The organism is Novosphingobium sp. SG919 (assembly GCF_012932495.1).
GTDB lineage: Bacteria > Pseudomonadota > Alphaproteobacteria > Sphingomonadales > Sphingomonadaceae > Novosphingobium > Novosphingobium rhizosphaerae.
Map to the genome: position 1 here is coordinate 63,873 of NZ_JABCNG010000004.1, position 17,457 is coordinate 81,329.

The following is a 17,457-nucleotide window of genomic DNA, read 5'->3' on the forward strand; positions in this document are numbered from 1 at the left end:
CCGGCCCGCGCGGCAATGTCACTCTCGCCTGGCCGAAAGTCTCGAGCATCCCCCCGATGGGTTGGACCCCGTGCAAGTCAAACTCAGTCTTCGCGCTGGACGATGGCCTGGCTGCGCGCGAATATCTGCTCCTTGAGCCATTGCAGGCCAGTGTCGCCACGCCGCATCGAATGCCACTGGATGACTTCGCGAATGGGCGGCGCGGACATCGGTAGAGGATAGACCAGCAGCGGCAAGAGGCGGCTGAAGCGTTTGGCGTGCAGGCCATTGAGCAGCGCCATGCGCCGCGTGCCAATCACGCTCATGGCCACAGCGTTGAAGCTTTCCACCCGCAATTCTGTCTTCAACGCCAACTGCGCCTCACTGATGAATCGCTCGCTGAAGGACGGCGCCCGCCCTTGGCCAAATGTCACGTCCACGTGCGGGCGTCTGAGAAATTCGTCGAACGTCAATTCCCCGTTTTCCGCGGGTTCTTGATCCCAGGCGATGACTTTGAGCTGATCCTGGAAAAGTGGCCGGCCCGGATGATCGACGTGCGTATGTTCCTCGATGGTAATGAAAATATCGATCTCACCGCGTTGAAAGCGGTCAGAGTTGTATTGATTGGGAGTGCACAGGTCAAAAGTAAGGTCTGGCGCAATATTCTGAATTTCTTTGATCGCCTCGGCTAGCGCCACATCGTACACATAATCCGATACGGCGATCCGGAAATTGCGTTTGATGGTCGAAGGATCGAATGCAATCGGAGTGGTGATCGTTGCCCGGATCAGGGTGAGAACTTCGCGCCCACGTCCGGCAAGTTCCAGGCCAACTTCGGTTGGCACCATCACACGCCCGACTTGCACCAGCAGGCTGTCCTGAAAGAATTCGCGCAGGCGTGCCAACGCGCCGCTTGTCGCCGACTGGCTCATATTCAGGCGCCGTGCGGCGGCGGACACGGAGCATTCCTCAATCAGGACGTCGAAGGCCACCAGCAGGTTCAGATCAAGCTTGTCAAAGCGCATAAATTCTCCCCCGTCGAGATAGACCATCTACCGGGCCAAATCGAATCCAATTGGCCATCGTTTTGGCCGATATAACCTATCCGAAGGAACGCTTTTGGGCCGCGCGGCGCAGGCTCTAGTCTCCCGGACAACGGCATGGCTTTCTCACAGGAGGCGAGCCAGATTGTGGGAGAATGTGGTGAACGGAGGCTTCCATCATTGCCAGCATGGCCGCACCCCCCGAATGGTGCGGCGGGCAGGGCAGTCCTTGGTCGTGGATATCCATTGCCACTATGCCGTGCGCGAAGCAGACGTTCTCTTGCGCGAAGCCATGCCGACTGCGCCCGCAGCGATGCCATTCACGTCCGAGGCTTCCCAGAAAGTGAATGGCGCCCAGTTTGCCGCCATCGGTTCGCGCCTGCACGGCGTGCAGGAACGGTTGGAGGACATGGACCGGCTCGGCATCGATGTTCAGGCCTTGAGCCCATCGCCAGGGCAATACTTCTATTTCGCCGACGCGGAATTGGGACGTGAATTGAGCGTCATGGTCAACGATGGTCTGGCCGATGTGGTTGCCGGCCAGCCGGATCGCTTTGTCGGGCTGGGCCACGTGCCCCTGCAAAACACCGAAATGGCAATTGCAGAGATGCGTCGTTGCGTGACGGAATTGAATTTCCGCGGGGTGGAAATCAATACCAACGTCAACGGGCGCGAACTGGCCGATCCGACGCTTGCACCATTCTTTGCCGCCGCCGAGGAGCTTGGCATCCTGGTCTTCATCCACCCGCTCGGGTTCACCCACGGCCAGCGTCTGACGGAATATTATCTCAACAACATCATCGGAAACCCGCTCGAATCCACCTTGGCGCTTTCGCATCTGATCTTTGGCGGCGTGCTCGATGCCTATCCGGGACTCAAGCTCTGCGTGGCCCACGGTGGAGGCTATCTGCCAGCCTATTGGGGGCGCATGGATCACGCCTGGAGAGTGAGGCCGGATTGCAACTGCAACAGCGCGCACCCGCCGTCCCATTACCTGCGGCAGATATGGGTCGATACGCTGGTGTTCGAACGAGACCAGTTGGATGCGCTGGTCCGGGTGCATGGCGCCGATCGCCTCTGCCTGGGAACGGACTATCCGTTCGATATGTCTGAACCCGATCCGGTCGGGTTCCACAGCCAGCTCGATCCAGCGGTGCGAGAGAAAGTCCTGGGACTGAATGCGGCTGAATTGCTCGGCCTCGTCGTTGCATAAAGGTGGTGGATCAAAAAATGGCTGTGCATTCTGTGCTTGTCATCGGTGGCGGGATTGGTGGCATGGCGACCGCCATCCGGCTGAGCCAACTGGGACACAAGGTAAAGTTGATCGACCGCGATCCGAACTGGCGCGTCTATGGTGCAGGCATTTCGATCACAGCGCCGACATTGCGCGCTTTCAAGCGGCTGGGCATTCTGGCGCCAATCCTGGAGCAGGGCGGTTTCGTTTCTGGCCTCAGGACCTACCTTTACGACGGTACATTGCTGAACCAGATCGAAACTGCGCCGGTTGAGCCCGGCCTGCCGTCTTCCGGCGGGATCATGCGGCCCCTGCTGCACCAGATCATGTCGCGCGAGGTGCGGGCGTTGGGGGTCGAGGTGGTTCTTGGCGTCACCGCGCAGGAGATCGAGAATCGTGCCGACCGCGTCGCGGTGACGTTCTCCAGCGGGGAGCAGCAATCGTTCGATCTCGTCGTTGGGGCCGACGGCATCTACTCCAACACGCGCAGCATGTTGTTCCCCGGCGCGGTACTACCCGTGCCCAATGGGCAAGGCAGCTGGCGCATCGTGGCCAAGCGCCCTGCCGACATGATGCACGGGCATTTCTACGTCGGCCACGAAAACCTCGTCGGCATTACCCCGGTTTCCGATGACTCCGTCTACCTCTTTATTCTCAATCCCGATCCGCACGGCCGGCGCGTCGCCCCCGCCGAACAGCCGGCGCTGGTTCGCGCCTTGCTGGCCGATTTCGGCGGTGCGGTCGCCGATATCCGCGATGCTGTCTCGCAAGCCAGTTCCATCGTCTATCGTCCGTTGGAAGCCGCGCTCCAGCCAGCGCCGTGGAACGCCGGGCGCGTCGTGCTGATTGGGGACGCGGTGCACGCCACGACTCCGCATCTCGCATCCGGTGCCGGCGCTGCCGTGGAGGACGCCTTGGTGCTGGCCGAGGAGCTGGAGCGCCATGGCGACGATGTCATGGCAGCGCTCGATGCATTCACCGCCCGCCGGTACGAACGCTGCCGCGTTGTGGTGGAAAGCAGCCTGGCGATCGGCCGGCACCAGCTCGAACGGGGGCCGATGGAGAAGCTCGGCCCGCTGATGGCTGCGCCGCTCAAGGCGCTGGCGGCAGAATACTGAACCCAATTCATCAAATCGTGGAGGCACGCCGTGTCTGGAATCAATGGCATCGAGACGATTGTGTACGGCGTCGAAGACGTCGGCATCTGCACGCGCTATTTCACCGACTTCGGCTTGCCGCTGATAGAGTCGAGCGAGAGCGAAGCGTTGTTCGAGATGGAGGAGGGATCTTCCGTCATCATTCGCCCGCTCGATGTCGCGCGGACCGAGGGGCAGGGCCTGGTCGGGTACGGCGTCCAGAAGGTCATCTGGGGTGTGCCCAATCAAAAACATCTCGATCGGGCGGTCAAGCGGCTGAGCGCCGTGACCGAGGTCTCGATCGACGCCGAGGGGACCGCTCATTTCTTCGATTGCGACGGCATCGCTTCGGGTATTCGCGTGTTCGCCAAGCAAAGGGTGTTTGGCGCGCCGGACCCGGTCAATAGCCTGGGGACGATCAATCGGCTGAACCAGCACAGAAAATGGCGGCTAAAGGCCAATCCCAAGACCATCCAGCATGTCGTTTATCAGACGCCAGACCCGCAGGCGAGTTGGGAATGGTACCGGGACAACCTCGATTTCCGCCTGTCGGACGTGCAGGAAGGTTTCGGTGTCTTTGCCCGCGCGCCGGGCACGCTCGACCATCATTCGATCTACTGGCTCAGGGCGGATCTGCCCTTCCCGGGTTGCGACGGCCAGGTTCGCTTCAACCATGCCAATTTCGGCGTCGAAGACATCGATGAAGTCATGGTCGGTGGCAACTATATGGAGCGGCGTGGCTGGAAGAAGTCGATCTGGGGGCTGGGCCGCCATCGCATTGCCAGCGCGGTGTTCCTGTATCTGCCCTGTCCAGCGGGCGGCGACGCGGAATATGGCTGCGATAGTGACATGCACGACGACAGCTGGGTGCCGCGCCACTGGAATGCCGGCTTCGGCACGATGAGTTTCATGCATAATCTGCAACCCTGGATTTTCGACGAGAGCCCATGGGAAGTGCGCTATGTCGAAGGCACGACGCCGAAAAGAAAAGAGCGCGCAGGCCACTGATCTCACCGATTACCGGCATTTCGGGGTAAATAACATGGTGGAACTGCAGAAGATGCCCCCCGTACAACGGGTCGTCACCGGCCATGATGCGGCGGGGCGAGCAATATTCGTATCAGAGGATTTTGCCCAACCACAGCCGATCGCGTCTGCACCGGCAGACTTTTTGCTGATGTGGACGACGGCTACTGTGCCGGCGGACAACAACGACGAGACCGATGGCCGCGAGCGCGATGCCGGATTGACCCTCAACGCTGGCTCGGTGATCCGGATTGTCGACATGCACCCCGGCTCTGAAAGCCCGATGCACCGCACCAACAGCATCGATTACGGTATTGTGCTCAGCGGTGCCATCGAGCTCGAACTGGACGATGGCGTCACGAAGACAATCGAGGCTGGCGGGATCATCATTCAGCGCGGCACCAACCACTTGTGGCGGAATACGACCGACGCGGTTTGCCGCATTGCGTTCGTGCTGATCGAAGCGCCGGCCTATGTCCACAATGGCCAACCGCTGCCTGAAAACAAGGCGGAATAGCCATGACGATGTTTGATCTGACCGGCAAAGTGGCCTTGGTCACCGGCTCTACCCGCGGGATCGGTCGGGCGATTGCACAAGCGATGATCGCGGCCGGTGCGCGCGTGGTGATTTCCAGCGAAAATGCGGCTGACACGAAAAACGTCGCGGCGGAATTGGGCCAGCTTGGCGTGGTCTGCGACGTTTCCGACCCGGCGCAGCTTGCGACGCTGGTCGACCGCACGGTGGCCGAGCACGGCAGCCTCGACATCCTTGTGTGCAATGCCGGCGTTCCCGAGCAATTCGGGTCCTTTGCTGACATGGATATCGAGGAGTATGAACGCGTTATCGGAATCAACCTGACATCGCAGGTGCTGCTGACCAAGTTGGCCTTGCCCCATTTGATCGAGCGGCAAGGCAACGTGATCTTCACCGCCAGCCTGTCTGGCCTGCGCGGCAATGGCGGAATCAATGCCTATGCCCTAGCGAAGGCGGCGTTGGCCCAGTTGGCGCGCAATCTGGCGGTCCAGCTCGGACCGAAAGGCGTGCGCGCCAATGCCCTGTCGCCAGGCGTCATCGCAACCGAACTGTCGCGTTCCTTGCTGGACAACCACGCAGTGCGCGATCGGCGCATGGCATTGACCCCGCTGCGCCGGCCGGGGACCCCGGCCGAAGTGGCGGGCGCTGCTGTATTTCTCGCCAGCCCTGCCGGGGGCTTCGTCACGGGTCACAACCTTGTTGTGGACGGGGGCACTCTGATTACGGACGGAAGTTGAAAAATGACCGCGATGACACCCAACGCTCTCCTTGCGATCAAAGCCCAGGTCAGAGCGGCGGAGGCGCGTCGTTGTGCGGCATTGGCTGCAGACGATATCGATGCGCTTGCTGATCTGATGGCCGATGATCTCGTGCACGTGCACACCACCGGCAGCGTGCACACCAAGGCCCAACTGCTTGATCATGCCGGGCGCATCCTGCGCTTTTTCGAGGTCCGGCGCGGCGAACTGAACGTGCGCGTTCTGGCCGACGATGTCGTGGTCGTCACCGGACCGATGACCAACGTCGTCGGCCGGCGCGACGTGGACGAGACGATCGAGGTGCAGGCTTTCGTCACGCAGGTGTGGGCGCTGCGCGATGGCGCTTGGCGCACGGTCAGTTTCCACGCAGTTCGCCAAGGCGACTGAAGCACAACAGAAATGGGAGAAACGCTGTGTCGCAACGATACGCGATAGGAACGGCGACACACGGACGGCGCGTGTTTGCCTGTGTTATCCGTGGCGAGCATGTCTGGGAAATCGCCCGCTTGCCAGGACTGGCGGCATTTCGTGACACCCTGGCTGTGTTCGAAGCGTGGGATTACGCCGATGGGCAAATTGCGGCCGTGATGCAGGATCCGCCCCCAGATTGCGCCATTCCATTGGCAGATGTGCGGCTCGAGGCACCGCTGCGGCCGCGGCAGATTTTCTGCACCGGCGCGAATTACCGCAGGCATGTGGCCGAACTCACCGCCAAGCAGACTGATCCTGTCACGGCAGGCATGTCGAGCGACGAACGCGTGGCAGCGGCCTACGCGATGATGGACGAACGCGCTCGCAATGGCGTGCCCTATGCCTTCGTGAAGCTGCCTTCAGCCGTGACGGGGCCATACGACCATATCGTTCTTCCAGCCGGTGTCGAAGAGCCGGACTGGGAGCTGGAACTGGGCGTGGTGATCGGCCGCCCCGTGCGACGCATTTCCCGGGAGAACGCGCTCTCGGCGGTGGCCGGCTATGTCGTCGCCAACGACATTTCGAGCCGTGACCGCATTTACCGTGCTGACATGAAAGTGATCGGCACGGATTGGTTGGCGTCCAAATGCCAGGAATCGTTCTTGCCGCTCGGGCCGTTTATCGCCCCTGCCCGGTTTGTCGCCGATCCGCAGGATTTGCGCATCGAACTCAAGCTCAACGGTCAGACAATGCAGGATGAATCCACCGCTGACATGATTTTCGATGTTGCGCGGCAGATCGAATACATCTCCTCCCTCGTCCGGCTCTTGCCTGGAGATATCATCTGCACCGGCTCGCCTGCTGGAAACGGCACGCATTACCAGCGCTTCCTCCGGCCGGGCGACGTCGTGGAGGGAACGATCACCGGTCTGGGAACCCAGCGACTGACCTGTATCGCCGAGCCCGTGCAGCCTTGAGAAAGTGCGCATGAAGTCCGGGCTCGATTGAACAGGGTTCATCGAGCCCGGGTTGTCATCCTTGCGCGACCTTTTGGACGATGCGTCCAAACAGCGTTTCACCCGCAAGCCCGCGCGCTTCCATTTCTACGGTGTCGCCAAACGACATGAACGGCGTGCGGGCTTCTCCAGAATCGGCCAGTTCGATGCCGCGCCGTTCGGCGATGCAGGCCGAGCCAACCTCCCGATAGTTTTCGTTCGATATCGTTCCCGAGCCTATCACGGTGCCGGCGACCAGTTTGCGCGTCCTTGCGGCATGGGCAACCAGTTCGGCAAACGAGAAGGCCATCGGATAGCCATCCACCACGCCGAAGGGCTCTGCGTTCCATTTCACTTCCAGTGGCAGCGCAACGCGACCGTCGCGCCAGGCTTCGCCGAGCTCGTCCGGGGTGACCGCAAACGGCGCCATGGAACAGTGTGGCTTGGCCTGGATCCAGCCAAATCCGGTTTTCATCTCGATCGGCGCCAGTGCGCGCAAAGACCAGTCGTTGATCTGGACGATCAGTCTTATGTGTTCAGCCGCCCGCCGTGCATCGGTGCCCATGGGCACTTCATCGGTTACAACGCCGAATTCGCCTTCGAAGTCGATCCCGTCAGCTTCGGTCGGCACGATGAGATCGTCATAGGGACCATAGAAATGATCGGATGCCCCCTGGTACATCAGCGGCCGATCGGTGGGCGGCAAATCCATCCTGAACACGCGCGACATGAGCACGGCGTGACTGAGATAGGTTGACCCGTCGAGCCATTGCCAGGCGCGCGGCAATGGCGCCGCCAGATCGGCGGACCGGATCGGTTCGCCGGCGGCAACATCGGCCTCGAGCGTTCCGGCGAGCTGGCGCAGAGCCGGTTCCGCGATTGACCAATTTTCCATCGCCTCCTGCAGCGTGCCGGCAATCCCTGTGGCGGCAACAAAACGGGTGCCATCACGAGACACCACGACCAGTTGACCGTCAGGATCGCCGTTGCGGATCGTCGCAATTTTCATACTGTCCTCCCAAACAAACTTATTGAATTATCATTCGAAAATGCGCCGGATAAGGTCGTCAACGCTCCCATCGTGCCGGAAGCCGAGACTGTCGGCCAAAGGCGTTTTCAGATCTGGTTGTCGCCCGAACTGCCGTTCCACATCCGGGTCCGGGTGAAACGCCACAGTGGCTCCGCTATCGGGAAAACGTTGCGCCAGGCCGTCTATCAACGCGCGAAAGCTGATTTTCTGGGCCGGGAGGGTCAAGGCGCGGCGGGTGCCAAGCCTTTCCGGCGCTATGCTGCCGGCGTGGACCAGGCAGGCCACGCAGGCGGAAACGGAGAGCCACCACGCGGCGCCATCTGCCGACACGGGAAGACACTGGGCGCGGCCGGCCGCATAATCAAAAAACAAGGTATTCATAAATGCAGACCGCAGGCGCTGGTCAGTGTCTCGGCGGGCGACGATGCCCGGCAAGCGAAGGGCCAAGCCATCAATCCAACCCCGCCCGCTCATGTGTTCAATCGCGATTTCGATCATGCGCTTGTGGCAGCCGTAGACCATGGCCGGACGAGGCGTCGTCTCGTCGTCGACAGGATCAGTCTGATCCGGTCCGAACACAGCAACCGAGCATGCAAACACCACGCGGGGGCGGTTTTGTGCAATCCGCAGGCGTTCGAGCATGTCCAGTGTCGCGTCGACATTGGTTTTTCGCGCGCGCACTGGGTCCGCTTCCGCAGCGCCGCCGAGGATGCTGCCCAGATGGAACACGATGTTGGCGGGCGTGCTGAATGCCCGATCCAGAACACCGGCGTCAGTCAGGTCGCCGGTAATCATTTCGATGCGGTCGGTTTCGAAAGTAGACGGTGCTGTAACGTCGATCAATGCGAAATTGCAATCCGAATAATCGGGAGAGGCGAGCAACGCATGGACTAATCGACTGCCTATGAAACCGCCGGCGCCTGTCACGACAATTCGGCGTTTCTCGTCCTTATCCATGGACGTCTACTCCCTACCCCCAATCTTGTGTTCTCCAGAGTTTGCGGGAAAGATCTTCAACGTGTCAAAGCCTTCTGGCCGAATGCACCTATCGTCGCCGCGAATAGGACAGATCTTGGACGGCTTGGACAGATTCCACAGCGCCACGGCTGGAGGCAAAAACCGCCAGTTCAGCGTCGGCCCGGCAATGACGCTCAGGCGGGGTCTGGAAACGTCATGCGCCGGGAGCGGCGGAGCTGCGCTGGACTCATGCCGGTGTGCTGCTGAAAAGCCCGGCTGAAGGCAAAGCTGCTGCTGTAGTTCAAGTCATGCGCGATTTTCGCCACGGACTCGCCCTGGAGCAGCTGTTGCTGCGCTGTTTCGAAGCGCACGTGTCTGACGTAGTCCGCTGGACTTGAGCCGATGGCATGCTTGAAGTGAGCGGCGAACTTGGATCGAGACTGCCCTGCAAGAGACGCCATATTGGCCAAATTCCAGTTCATGCCTGGCTTGGCATGGATGTGGTGGAGCAAGCGCGCCAATTTGGGATCGGTCATGCCGCGCAGCCGGCCGGGACCATGTTCATGATCCAACGTCCATGATCTCAGTGTCTCGATCAGCAACGCCTCCAGCAGGCGCGCCGCGGTCGCCGCATAACCCGGGCGGCTGTTGCGTTCCTCGTCGACAAACGCGAGGACTGCCTGAAGCAGCCCTTCTGTCCCTTTGCCCAATTCGTTGGTCACGATCACGGCGGGCAGATCCTGCAGCAAAGATCCCAGATGAGGCTGCTCGAAAAGACAGATTCCGCCGAGTAGTGTTGCCGCGAGAGGTTCTTCGCCAGCTTCGATTATCAACGACTGGTCCAGCCCGTCATCTGGCGACCATTGCTCGGCATGGTCGCGCATGGCCAGATCGAGAATGCCGTACCGTTGCACGGCCTGCCCCGTTTCGATCCGATAATTGGGCCATCGCGGCAGGAATATCAGGTCGCCGGAGGTCAATACCTCGACCCTGTCCTCGCAGACCAATCGCGCGGTGCCGCTGACGAGATAGTGGAACGGGCAGGCGCCATCCATGCGGCTGCCGGCTCCCATTTCAACCACTACATCTCGACCAAGTTGCATGCGTGCAATGAGGGGCGAGGTCAGCCTGATCCTGGCAAGCGCGAAGGCAAGTGCATCCATGTGGACGATCTGTATCGAAATAACGCCGAATTGTCACTATTCATGCCAGGACTGCACCGGCATTCTGGAGCGCGCAAAAAACAGGAGAGGTTTGTGTATCCACTCAACGCGGGCGCCCCTTGGCCGGTAAACCAATGGTATGTCGCCGGATTTTCTTCCGAGATAAGCGAAACGCCAATGGCGCGCTTTTACCTCGGGCGTCGTGTCGTGGTGTTTCGCGACGATCAGGGCGAGGTCCATGCCCTGGCAGGTCTTTGCCCGCACCGCATGATGCCGATGGAACTGGGTACGCTCAAGGACGGCAAGATCGTGTGTGGCTACCATGGGCTTGCCTTCGATCTGCAGGGGAAGTGCGTTGCGGCGCCGACTGCGGTTTCGGTTCCCAATTGCGCACTGGACGCATTCCTTGTCCGCGAGGCCGCCCCTCTGGTGTGGATCTGGATGGGGGATGCGGCGCTTGGCCAACGCACGCCCTTGCCACCACAACAGGCGTGCCTGATCGGCAGCGAGGGCTGTTTGACCCAGTGTGTCGACTACACGCTGCTCAAATCTCGCTACATGCTGTTGATCGACAATCTGTTTGATCTGAGCCATCTCGGATTTATCCATGCCAGCATCGTGGGCGAGGGCGGCATCGCCTTGATCAAACCCGATGTGGAGGAGCGCGAGGGGCGCCTCATCGTTTCGCGAACCGAATGCGACACGACGCCCGACGATTTCCAACGGTTCCTTTTCCCCGACATTGCCGAGCGCGTGACCGTTGGAATTGGCACCGATTTGATTGGCATATCGCTGATCAACGCCGGCAGTTTCACGCGTTCTGGTCCCTCTGCCGATTCGGCTCTACTGGGCCAGGTGAACTTCATCCATTGCCTCACTCCCGAAACCGAAACGACCACGCATTACTGGATCATGCTCACGCGAGATTTCCGCCTCGATGATGAAATTCTGAGCAGCGCCCTTGCTGCGCAAAACAAGGCTGTCGTCGCGCAGGACAAGGCCGCCCTGGAAGCAATCGAGGAGGCTTTCGCCTCGGGCACGCCGTTGCCCCGGGAAATCTCCATGTCCTCCGATTTGGGAGCGATGCGCGCGCGCTTGCGGATCACGCAGATGATCCGCAATGATGCTTCCGCGCTCGCTCCGCCTTGAGCGCAACCGCTTCGTACTGGCGGCGCGAACCTGGCAACGAGCAACCTTGGCATCGTTCTACTTGCTGTCCGGAACATTTTGATGTTGTGAGGCAGGCGCGGCCCCACTGTCTTTCCCCACCCTCGCGCTCGCCGCCACTGTGCTCATCTGGCAATGTGATCGGGGTGTCCCGAGCCACGCCGCCCAGCATGCAGCGCAGCTCATCAATGTCCGTAATCGCAGGTGGGCGCCATCTCTTCGGCATCTGCTGCCGTAAGCGCTTGGCTATTTCAATGGCCGAGCCGCTTGGCGGAGACGGAGGGATTCGAACCCTCGGTACCGGATTTACCAGTACGACGGTTTAGCAAACCGTTGGTTTCAGCCACTCACCCACGTCTCCGGATCGCAGCGGCGAGGGCGGCCTATAACGGGGGTTGTGGGGCGGGGCAAGCGGTCTGTTGTGATTTTTCCCCAGGCCTGCGGATCGCCCTGTGGACAGTGGCCTTGGCCGCTCCCGGCGCCTGCCCGGCCCGGTTCGAATCCGTTTGGGCGCAATTTCGACTCGGCTCATCGCCCGTTCATTGTGAAGGGCGAAACCTGTGGCGGAAGGAAACAATCGGATTGCCGCGCGGCGTGGCTGGCGCCATGTCCGGCAGGTCGCATGAAGGGGACGGGAAACACAATGAAGCGTGCCATCCATTATCGCATGGCCATGGGCCTTGCCGGCCTTGGCCTGGTTGCAGCGCCCTTGGTCCCAACGCAGGCCCAGGCCCAGGTGCAGACGATCGATCCCAATTCCGCGATCGACAGCGACCTGGCGCCGCAGCCCGGCACCACCCCGGCCGCGCCGCGCGCCACGCCGGTGCAGCCGGCGCCCACCACGCCACCGCCCAGCGGTGCGCCTTATGCCAGTCCCGCCCCGGCAACCGCTCCCCTGCCGCCTGCCGCCCCGTCGGCTGCCACCCCGCCGCCGGCAGGGGCGCAGCCAGCCGGTGCCAACGGCCAGTCGTGGCATGAAGACGATCTGATCGGTGCGGCCGAGGGCGTGTTTGGCAAGGGCGCCAAGGGCCTGGCCATGATGATCCGCGACATCCTCAAGAAGCAGGGTGAGCCGATCGGCTATATCACCGGGCGCGAGGCGGGCGGCGCGCTGGTGGTGGGCGTGCGCTATGGCTCGGGCACGCTGCACCACAAGGTGGAGGGCGACATGCCGGTCTATTGGACCGGGCCTTCGGTGGGTTTCGATGCGGGGGCCAATGCCGGCAACACGTTCGTGCTGGTCTACAATCTCTATGACACCAACGACATGTATCATCGCTTTGGCGCGGGCGAGGGGCAGGCCTATCTGATCGGCGGCTTCAACGTCAGCTATCTGCGCCGTGGCGACGTGGTGCTGATTCCCGTGCGCATGGGCGCGGGCCTGCGGCTGGGCATCAACGCGGGCTACATGAAGTTCAGCCACAAGCAGACCTGGTTGCCGTTCTAACGAGGCGCCGCGCGCGCCACGGGGTGCAAACCCTCTTGCGCGCGCGCGCCGGCACCGGCATGGGGGCGGCGTTCTTTTCAGTCAGCCGTGAAAGAAAGTCCCCATGCTCGAAAACCTGGCTCCGCAACCGGCCGATGCCTTGCTGGCGCTGATCAAGCTGCACAATGCTGATCCGCGCGATACCAAGATCGACCTTGGCGTGGGCGTCTATCGCACCGCCGATGGCGCAACCCCGGTGTTCAAGGCGATCAAGGCCGCCGAAGCCAAGCTGCTCGCCGATCAGGATTCCAAGGCCTACCTTGGCCCCGAAGGCGACATGGGCTTTGTCAACGCGCTGATTCCCTATGTGTTCGGGGTCGATTTCGACACTGCCAAGGTGGATGGCATGCAGGCGCCGGGCGGCACCGGCGCCGTGCGCCTGGCGATCGAAGTGGCCAAGCGCGCTGGCATCAAGCGCGTGTGGATGGGCACCCCTTCGTGGCCCAACCATGCCCAGATCGTGGCCGCTTCGGGCCTGGAACTCAAGACGTTCAAGCACACCGCCGCTGATGGCACGGCAGATCTGCCCGCGCTCAAGGCCGCGCTTGAAGACGCCGAACCCACCGATCTGGTGCTGCTGCACGGCTGCTGCCACAACCCCACCGGTGTCGATTATACCCCGGCACAGTGGGACGAGATCGCCCCGCTGCTCGCCGCCAAGGGCGTGCTGCCGCTGATCGACCTGGCCTACCAGGGCCTGGGTGAAGGCATGGAAGCCGATGCCTATGGCCTGCGCAAGGTGCTTGCTGCGGTGCCCGAGGCGCTGGTTGCCTATTCGTGCGACAAGAACTTCGGCCTCTACCGCGATCGCGTCGGTGCGTTCTACGCCGTAACGGCGGACAAGGAAGCGCTGGCGAAGGCGATGTCCAACGGCGCCACCATCGCCCGTGCTTCGTGGTCGATGCCGCCCGATCACGGCGCGGCGGCCGTGCGCCTGGTGCTGGCCGATGCGGAACTGACCGCGCTGTGGCTGGCCGAACTGGACGAAATGCGCGATCGCATGCGCTGGGTGCGTGACCGCCTGGCGCAGGCGCAGCAGGTCGGCCCCATCGCCATGGCGCCGCTGGGTACGCAAAACGGGCTGTTCTCGATGCTGCCGCTGTCGAGCGAGCAGATCCTGGCCATCCGCGAGCGCCACGGGGTCTATATGGCGGGCACTGGCCGCATCAACATTGCCGGCCTTACCAACGGCAATATCGACCAGTTCATCGAAGCCCTGCGCGATATCGCCACGGCCTGATGCCATGATCCCGGGCCGAGACGCTGCCGCTTCCCTGATGCAGCGTCTCGGCCTGCGCCTGCCGTTGGTCCAGGCGCCGATGGCGGGGGTTTCCACCTCGGCCATGGCAGCGGCGGTGTCGAATGCCGGCGGCCTGGGTTCGATTGCGGTGGGCGCGACCGATGCGGCAGGCGCACGCGCGATGATTGCCGCCGTGCGCGCCGCCACGCCTCACGCATTTAACGTCAACGTCTTCGTGCATGCCACCCCGCGTGTCGATCCGCCGCGTGAAGCGGCGTGGCTTGCTGCGCTGGCGCCGCAATTCGCCGCCTTTGGCGTGCAGCCGCCCGCAGCGCTTGCCACCATCTATCGCAGCTTTGCCGATGACGCGGCGATGCAGGCGCTGCTGGTCGAACTGGCGCCGCCCATGGTCAGCTTTCATTTCGGCCTGCCCGATGCCGGCGTGCTGGCCGCCCTGCGCACGGCCGGCTGCGTGCTGGCGGCCACCGCCACGAACCTGGCCGAAGCGCGCGCGATTGCGGCGGCAGGGCTGGACCTCATCGTGGCGCAAGGGTGGGAAGCGGGCGGCCATCGCGGCATGTTCGATCCCGCCGCGCACGACGAGCGCCTGCCCATGCTGGATCTGGTGCGGGCGCTATGTAGGGAAACCGCGCTGCCGGTGGTTGCGGCGGGCGGTATCATGACCGGGCATGACATACGCGCCGCGCTGGGCGCCGGGGCCGTGGCCGCGCAATTGGGCACTGCCTTTGTCGCCTGCCCGGAAAGCGCGGCACGCGCTGGCTATCGCGCCGCCTTGCTACAGGGCCGTGAGACCGCGATGACCAGCGCCATTTCCGGTCGACCCGCCCGCTGCCTGGTCAACCGCTTCACCAGGTTGGAAAATCTGCCAGCCGTACCGGATTATCCGCGCGCCTATGCGGCCGGCAAGGCACTCGATGCCGCAGCCCTGGCGCAGGGCGAGGATGGCTTTGGCGCGCAATGGGCCGGCGCCGGCGCGGCGCAGACCCGCGCGCTGCCCGCTGCTGCGCTGGTGGAGCAACTGGCGCGCGAACTCGCTCAAGCCTGACGCGACAGGCTCTGCATGCGTTGCAGGTAGCGGGCGAGCACGTCGATCTCCAGGTTTACCCGGCGGCCCGGAGCCAACTGGCCGAGCGTGGTGATCTGCGCGGTGTGGGGAATGATGTTGAGCGCGAAATGGCACGAACCATCGGCCTGGTCGGCCACTTCGTTCACGGTCAGCGAAACGCCATCCACGGTGATCGAACCTTTGGCCGCGATATAGGGTGCCAGTTCGGGCGGTGCCGCAATGCCGACGCGCAGGCTGCCCCCTTCGGGGCAGATGCCCACCACTTTGCCCAGTGCATCGACATGGCCGGTCACGATATGGCCGCCCAATTCATCGCCCAGGCGCAGGGCGGGCTCCAGGTTCACCGGAGCGCCGGCCTGCCACTGCGCCGGGGCGGTGCGGCTGATGGTCTCGCCCGAGACATCCACGGCAAACCAGGCTTCGCCAGCCACGCCGCCCTTTTCCACCACCGTCAGGCACACGCCCGAGCACGCGATCGAGGCGCCGATGGCGATGCGCGCCGGGTCCATGGCGCAGGAGATGGTCACGCGCTTGTCGCCCTTGTCGGCAATGGCAATCACGTTGCCCACTTCGGTGACGATCCCGGTAAACATGGTGCTTGCTTTCCTTATGCGTTCAGCGGCAGCGGTCGTAGACGGTGAGGGTGTCGCTGCCAAGCTGGCACTGGCTGGCGATGCCCCATCGGCCATGGGCGCTGGCGAGCGTTTCCAGCCCAAGGTTACCAACCGCGCCAAGCCCCGGTCCGACGAGAATCGGGGCGCGATAAAGCAGCAGGCGATCGACCAAGTCGGCCCGCAGGAACGTGGCCGCAGCGCCCGCGCCGCCTTCCACGAACAGCCATTGGACATCGCCAAACGCGCGGGGTGCGGTCACATCGGCCACGGCGTGCCAGCCATCGGGCGCGGCCCCCCGCGTCAAAACCCAGCGCTGCGGGCTGCGCGGCTCCAGGCCGGGCAGGCGTACATCGAGCCGGGGGGCATCGGCGCGCAGCGTGCCGCCACCCACCAGGATGGCATCGGCCCGCGCCCGCTCTGCATGGCAATGGGCGCGCGCCTCTGGCCCGGTGATCCAGCGGCTTTGCCCATTGGCCAGCGCAATCGCGCCATCAAGCGTCAGTGCCAGCTTGAGCGTGACATGAGGCCGTGCGGCCGTGGTGCGCAGCAGGAAACCGGCCAGGGCCGCGGCGCACGCGGGGGAGGGGAGCAGATCGGTGGCAATGCCCGCCGCGCGCAGCCGCGCCAGGCCCGCGCCGGCTGTGCGCGGATCGGGATCGCCATGCCCCACGACCACGCGCGCCGGGCGGGCAGCGACCAGCAGATCGGTGCAAGATGGCCCCCGGACCGAGGCATGGGCGCAAGGTTCGAGGCTGACGTAGACGGTGGCACCGGCAAGATCACCCGACACGCCCGCCAGGGCCATGGCTTCGGCATGGGGCCGCCCGCCGGGCTGGGTCCAGCCGCGCGCGATCACGCGGCCCTGGCGCACGATCACGCAACCGACAGCCGGATTGGGCGCGCTAAGCGGCCGGCCACGCGCAGACAGCGCGGCGGCCGCAGCCAGCCAGCGCCGGTCTGCGTCAGGGCTTGCCGTCATCGGCGGTGGGCGTGGGCGCGGCGGGTACGGCCTTGCCGGTGATCTGGCGGTAGAGCGCGGCGTTCTTTTCCGCCTCTGCCTTCTTTTCGGCAGCACGCTCCTTGGTGCCGTCGTCGTACATCTTTTGGGTGTCGATGCCGGTGGCCGCACCCACGGCCTTGTACATCTTGCGGATGTCTTCGGCGCGCTGATCTTCGGCGGCAGCCTCGGCATCGGCCTTCTTCTGGGCTTCGATGTTGCCCTTAAGAATTTCCGCATCGCTGCGGTCGGCGCGCCAGGATTCGAAATAGATGATCGTGGGCGGCTTGGGCAGGCCGCGCCCTTCCTGCTGCGTCATCAGGTAAAAGATCCCGCCCGTGACCAGCCCGGCCATGATCAGCGCGCGCGTGCGATATTCGCTGGGCGCGCCAAGCACGTTCCAGAAATCGAGCACCGCGCGGCGCGGCGAGACGTTGCGGAAGAAGGCTTTCATCGCCCCTCAGATAGGGATGGTGCGGGCGGAACGCAAATGAGTCTCTTGGCGTGGCGGGAAATGCCCCTCCACCAGCCTGTGGCTGGTCCCCCTCCCCATTGCATGGGGAGGACCTGTTCGATCCTCCCTGCCGAAGGCGGGGAGG

General features: G+C 63.2%; 18 protein-coding genes and 1 tRNA gene. 11 read left to right on the top strand and 8 right to left on the bottom strand.

Annotated features, from left to right (window positions below; translation table 11 throughout):
* Window positions 1–83 precede the first annotated feature (83 nt).
* On the bottom strand, window positions 84–1,031 hold the full coding sequence (locus tag FHT19_RS15660; RefSeq protein WP_169475866.1) for a LysR family transcriptional regulator: 948 nt from the start codon (window positions 1,029–1,031) through the stop codon (window positions 84–86).
* 196 nt (window positions 1,032–1,227) lie between these two features.
* Between FHT19_RS15660 and FHT19_RS15665 the strand changes: the two genes are divergently transcribed.
* From FHT19_RS15665 to FHT19_RS15695, 7 genes are all read left to right on the top strand, one after another.
* On the top strand, window positions 1,228–2,235 hold the full coding sequence (locus FHT19_RS15665; RefSeq protein ID WP_169476173.1) for an amidohydrolase family protein: 1,008 nt from the start codon (window positions 1,228–1,230) through the stop codon (window positions 2,233–2,235).
* A gap of 17 nt (window positions 2,236–2,252) precedes the next feature.
* Window positions 2,253–3,374, top strand: a complete 1,122-nt coding sequence (locus FHT19_RS15670; RefSeq protein ID WP_169475867.1) for an FAD-dependent monooxygenase — start codon at window positions 2,253–2,255, stop codon at window positions 3,372–3,374.
* A 30-nt stretch (window positions 3,375–3,404) separates the two neighbouring features.
* Window positions 3,405–4,400, top strand: a complete 996-nt coding sequence (locus FHT19_RS15675) for a VOC family protein (RefSeq protein ID WP_210425803.1) — start codon at window positions 3,405–3,407, stop codon at window positions 4,398–4,400.
* Window positions 4,401–4,434: 34 nt separating this feature from the next.
* Entirely contained in the window at window positions 4,435–4,935 is a 501-nt protein-coding gene (locus FHT19_RS15680) for a cupin domain-containing protein (RefSeq protein WP_168557911.1), read from the top strand.
* A gap of 2 nt (window positions 4,936–4,937) precedes the next feature.
* Window positions 4,938–5,690, top strand: a complete 753-nt coding sequence (locus tag FHT19_RS15685; RefSeq protein ID WP_169475868.1) for an SDR family oxidoreductase — start codon at window positions 4,938–4,940, stop codon at window positions 5,688–5,690.
* A 3-nt stretch (window positions 5,691–5,693) separates the two neighbouring features.
* Window positions 5,694–6,098, top strand: coding sequence for a nuclear transport factor 2 family protein (locus tag FHT19_RS15690; RefSeq protein WP_168557855.1), 405 nt, complete (start codon window positions 5,694–5,696; stop codon window positions 6,096–6,098).
* A gap of 71 nt (window positions 6,099–6,169) precedes the next feature.
* Window positions 6,170–7,099: a fumarylacetoacetate hydrolase family protein gene (locus FHT19_RS15695; protein WP_248290506.1), complete on the top strand. Its 930-nt coding sequence runs from the start codon at window positions 6,170–6,172 to the stop codon at window positions 7,097–7,099.
* Window positions 7,100–7,154: 55 nt separating this feature from the next.
* On the opposite strand, the gene FHT19_RS15700 is transcribed toward FHT19_RS15695, so the two are convergent.
* The 3 genes from FHT19_RS15700 to FHT19_RS15710 form a co-directional block, all read right to left on the bottom strand.
* Window positions 7,155–8,126: a fumarylacetoacetate hydrolase family protein gene (locus FHT19_RS15700; RefSeq protein WP_169475870.1), complete on the bottom strand. Its 972-nt coding sequence runs from the start codon at window positions 8,124–8,126 to the stop codon at window positions 7,155–7,157.
* A gap of 30 nt (window positions 8,127–8,156) precedes the next feature.
* Window positions 8,157–9,104, bottom strand: a complete 948-nt coding sequence (locus tag FHT19_RS15705; RefSeq protein WP_169475871.1) for an NAD-dependent epimerase/dehydratase family protein — start codon at window positions 9,102–9,104, stop codon at window positions 8,157–8,159.
* Between the two features lie 194 nt (window positions 9,105–9,298).
* Window positions 9,299–10,267 (bottom strand): AraC family transcriptional regulator, encoded by a 969-nt coding sequence (locus FHT19_RS15710; RefSeq protein ID WP_169475872.1) that lies wholly within the window; start codon window positions 10,265–10,267, stop codon window positions 9,299–9,301.
* Here FHT19_RS15710 and FHT19_RS15715 point away from each other — a divergent pair, their 5' ends adjacent.
* A complete protein-coding gene (locus FHT19_RS15715) occupies window positions 10,268–11,416 on the top strand; it encodes an aromatic ring-hydroxylating dioxygenase subunit alpha (protein WP_169475873.1) in 1,149 nt (382 codons plus the stop codon).
* A 286-nt stretch (window positions 11,417–11,702) separates the two neighbouring features.
* On the opposite strand, the gene FHT19_RS15720 is transcribed toward FHT19_RS15715, so the two are convergent.
* Window positions 11,703–11,795: transfer RNA gene (locus FHT19_RS15720), tRNA-Ser, on the bottom strand.
* A 306-nt stretch (window positions 11,796–12,101) separates the two neighbouring features.
* Between FHT19_RS15720 and FHT19_RS15725 the strand changes: the two genes are divergently transcribed.
* From FHT19_RS15725 to FHT19_RS15735, 3 genes are all read left to right on the top strand, one after another.
* A complete protein-coding gene (locus tag FHT19_RS15725; protein ID WP_246866190.1) occupies window positions 12,102–12,881 on the top strand; it encodes a DUF1134 domain-containing protein in 780 nt (259 codons plus the stop codon).
* A gap of 103 nt (window positions 12,882–12,984) precedes the next feature.
* Window positions 12,985–14,160, top strand: coding sequence for an amino acid aminotransferase (locus tag FHT19_RS15730; RefSeq protein ID WP_169475874.1), 1,176 nt, complete (start codon window positions 12,985–12,987; stop codon window positions 14,158–14,160).
* Window positions 14,161–14,197: 37 nt separating this feature from the next.
* The gene (locus FHT19_RS15735) at window positions 14,198–15,226 is read left to right on the top strand and encodes a nitronate monooxygenase (protein WP_248290507.1); all 1,029 of its coding nucleotides are present in this window, start codon (window positions 14,198–14,200) and stop codon (window positions 15,224–15,226) included.
* Here FHT19_RS15735 and FHT19_RS15740 read toward each other — a convergent pair.
* From FHT19_RS15740 to FHT19_RS15750, 3 genes are read right to left on the bottom strand one after another with little or no spacing between them, the layout of a single operon-like run.
* Entirely contained in the window at window positions 15,217–15,840 is a 624-nt protein-coding gene (locus FHT19_RS15740) for a riboflavin synthase (RefSeq protein ID WP_169475876.1), read from the bottom strand. The genes FHT19_RS15735 and FHT19_RS15740 overlap by 10 nt on opposite strands.
* 22 nt (window positions 15,841–15,862) lie before the next feature.
* Complete coding sequence (gene ribD, locus FHT19_RS15745; protein WP_169475877.1) at window positions 15,863–16,840, bottom strand: bifunctional diaminohydroxyphosphoribosylaminopyrimidine deaminase/5-amino-6-(5-phosphoribosylamino)uracil reductase RibD; 978 nt, start codon at window positions 16,838–16,840, stop codon at window positions 15,863–15,865.
* Window positions 16,824–17,312: a hypothetical protein gene (locus FHT19_RS15750; protein WP_210425690.1), complete on the bottom strand. Its 489-nt coding sequence runs from the start codon at window positions 17,310–17,312 to the stop codon at window positions 16,824–16,826. The genes ribD and FHT19_RS15750 overlap by 17 nt, the downstream gene beginning before the upstream one ends.
* Between the last annotated feature and the right edge of the window lie 145 nt (window positions 17,313–17,457).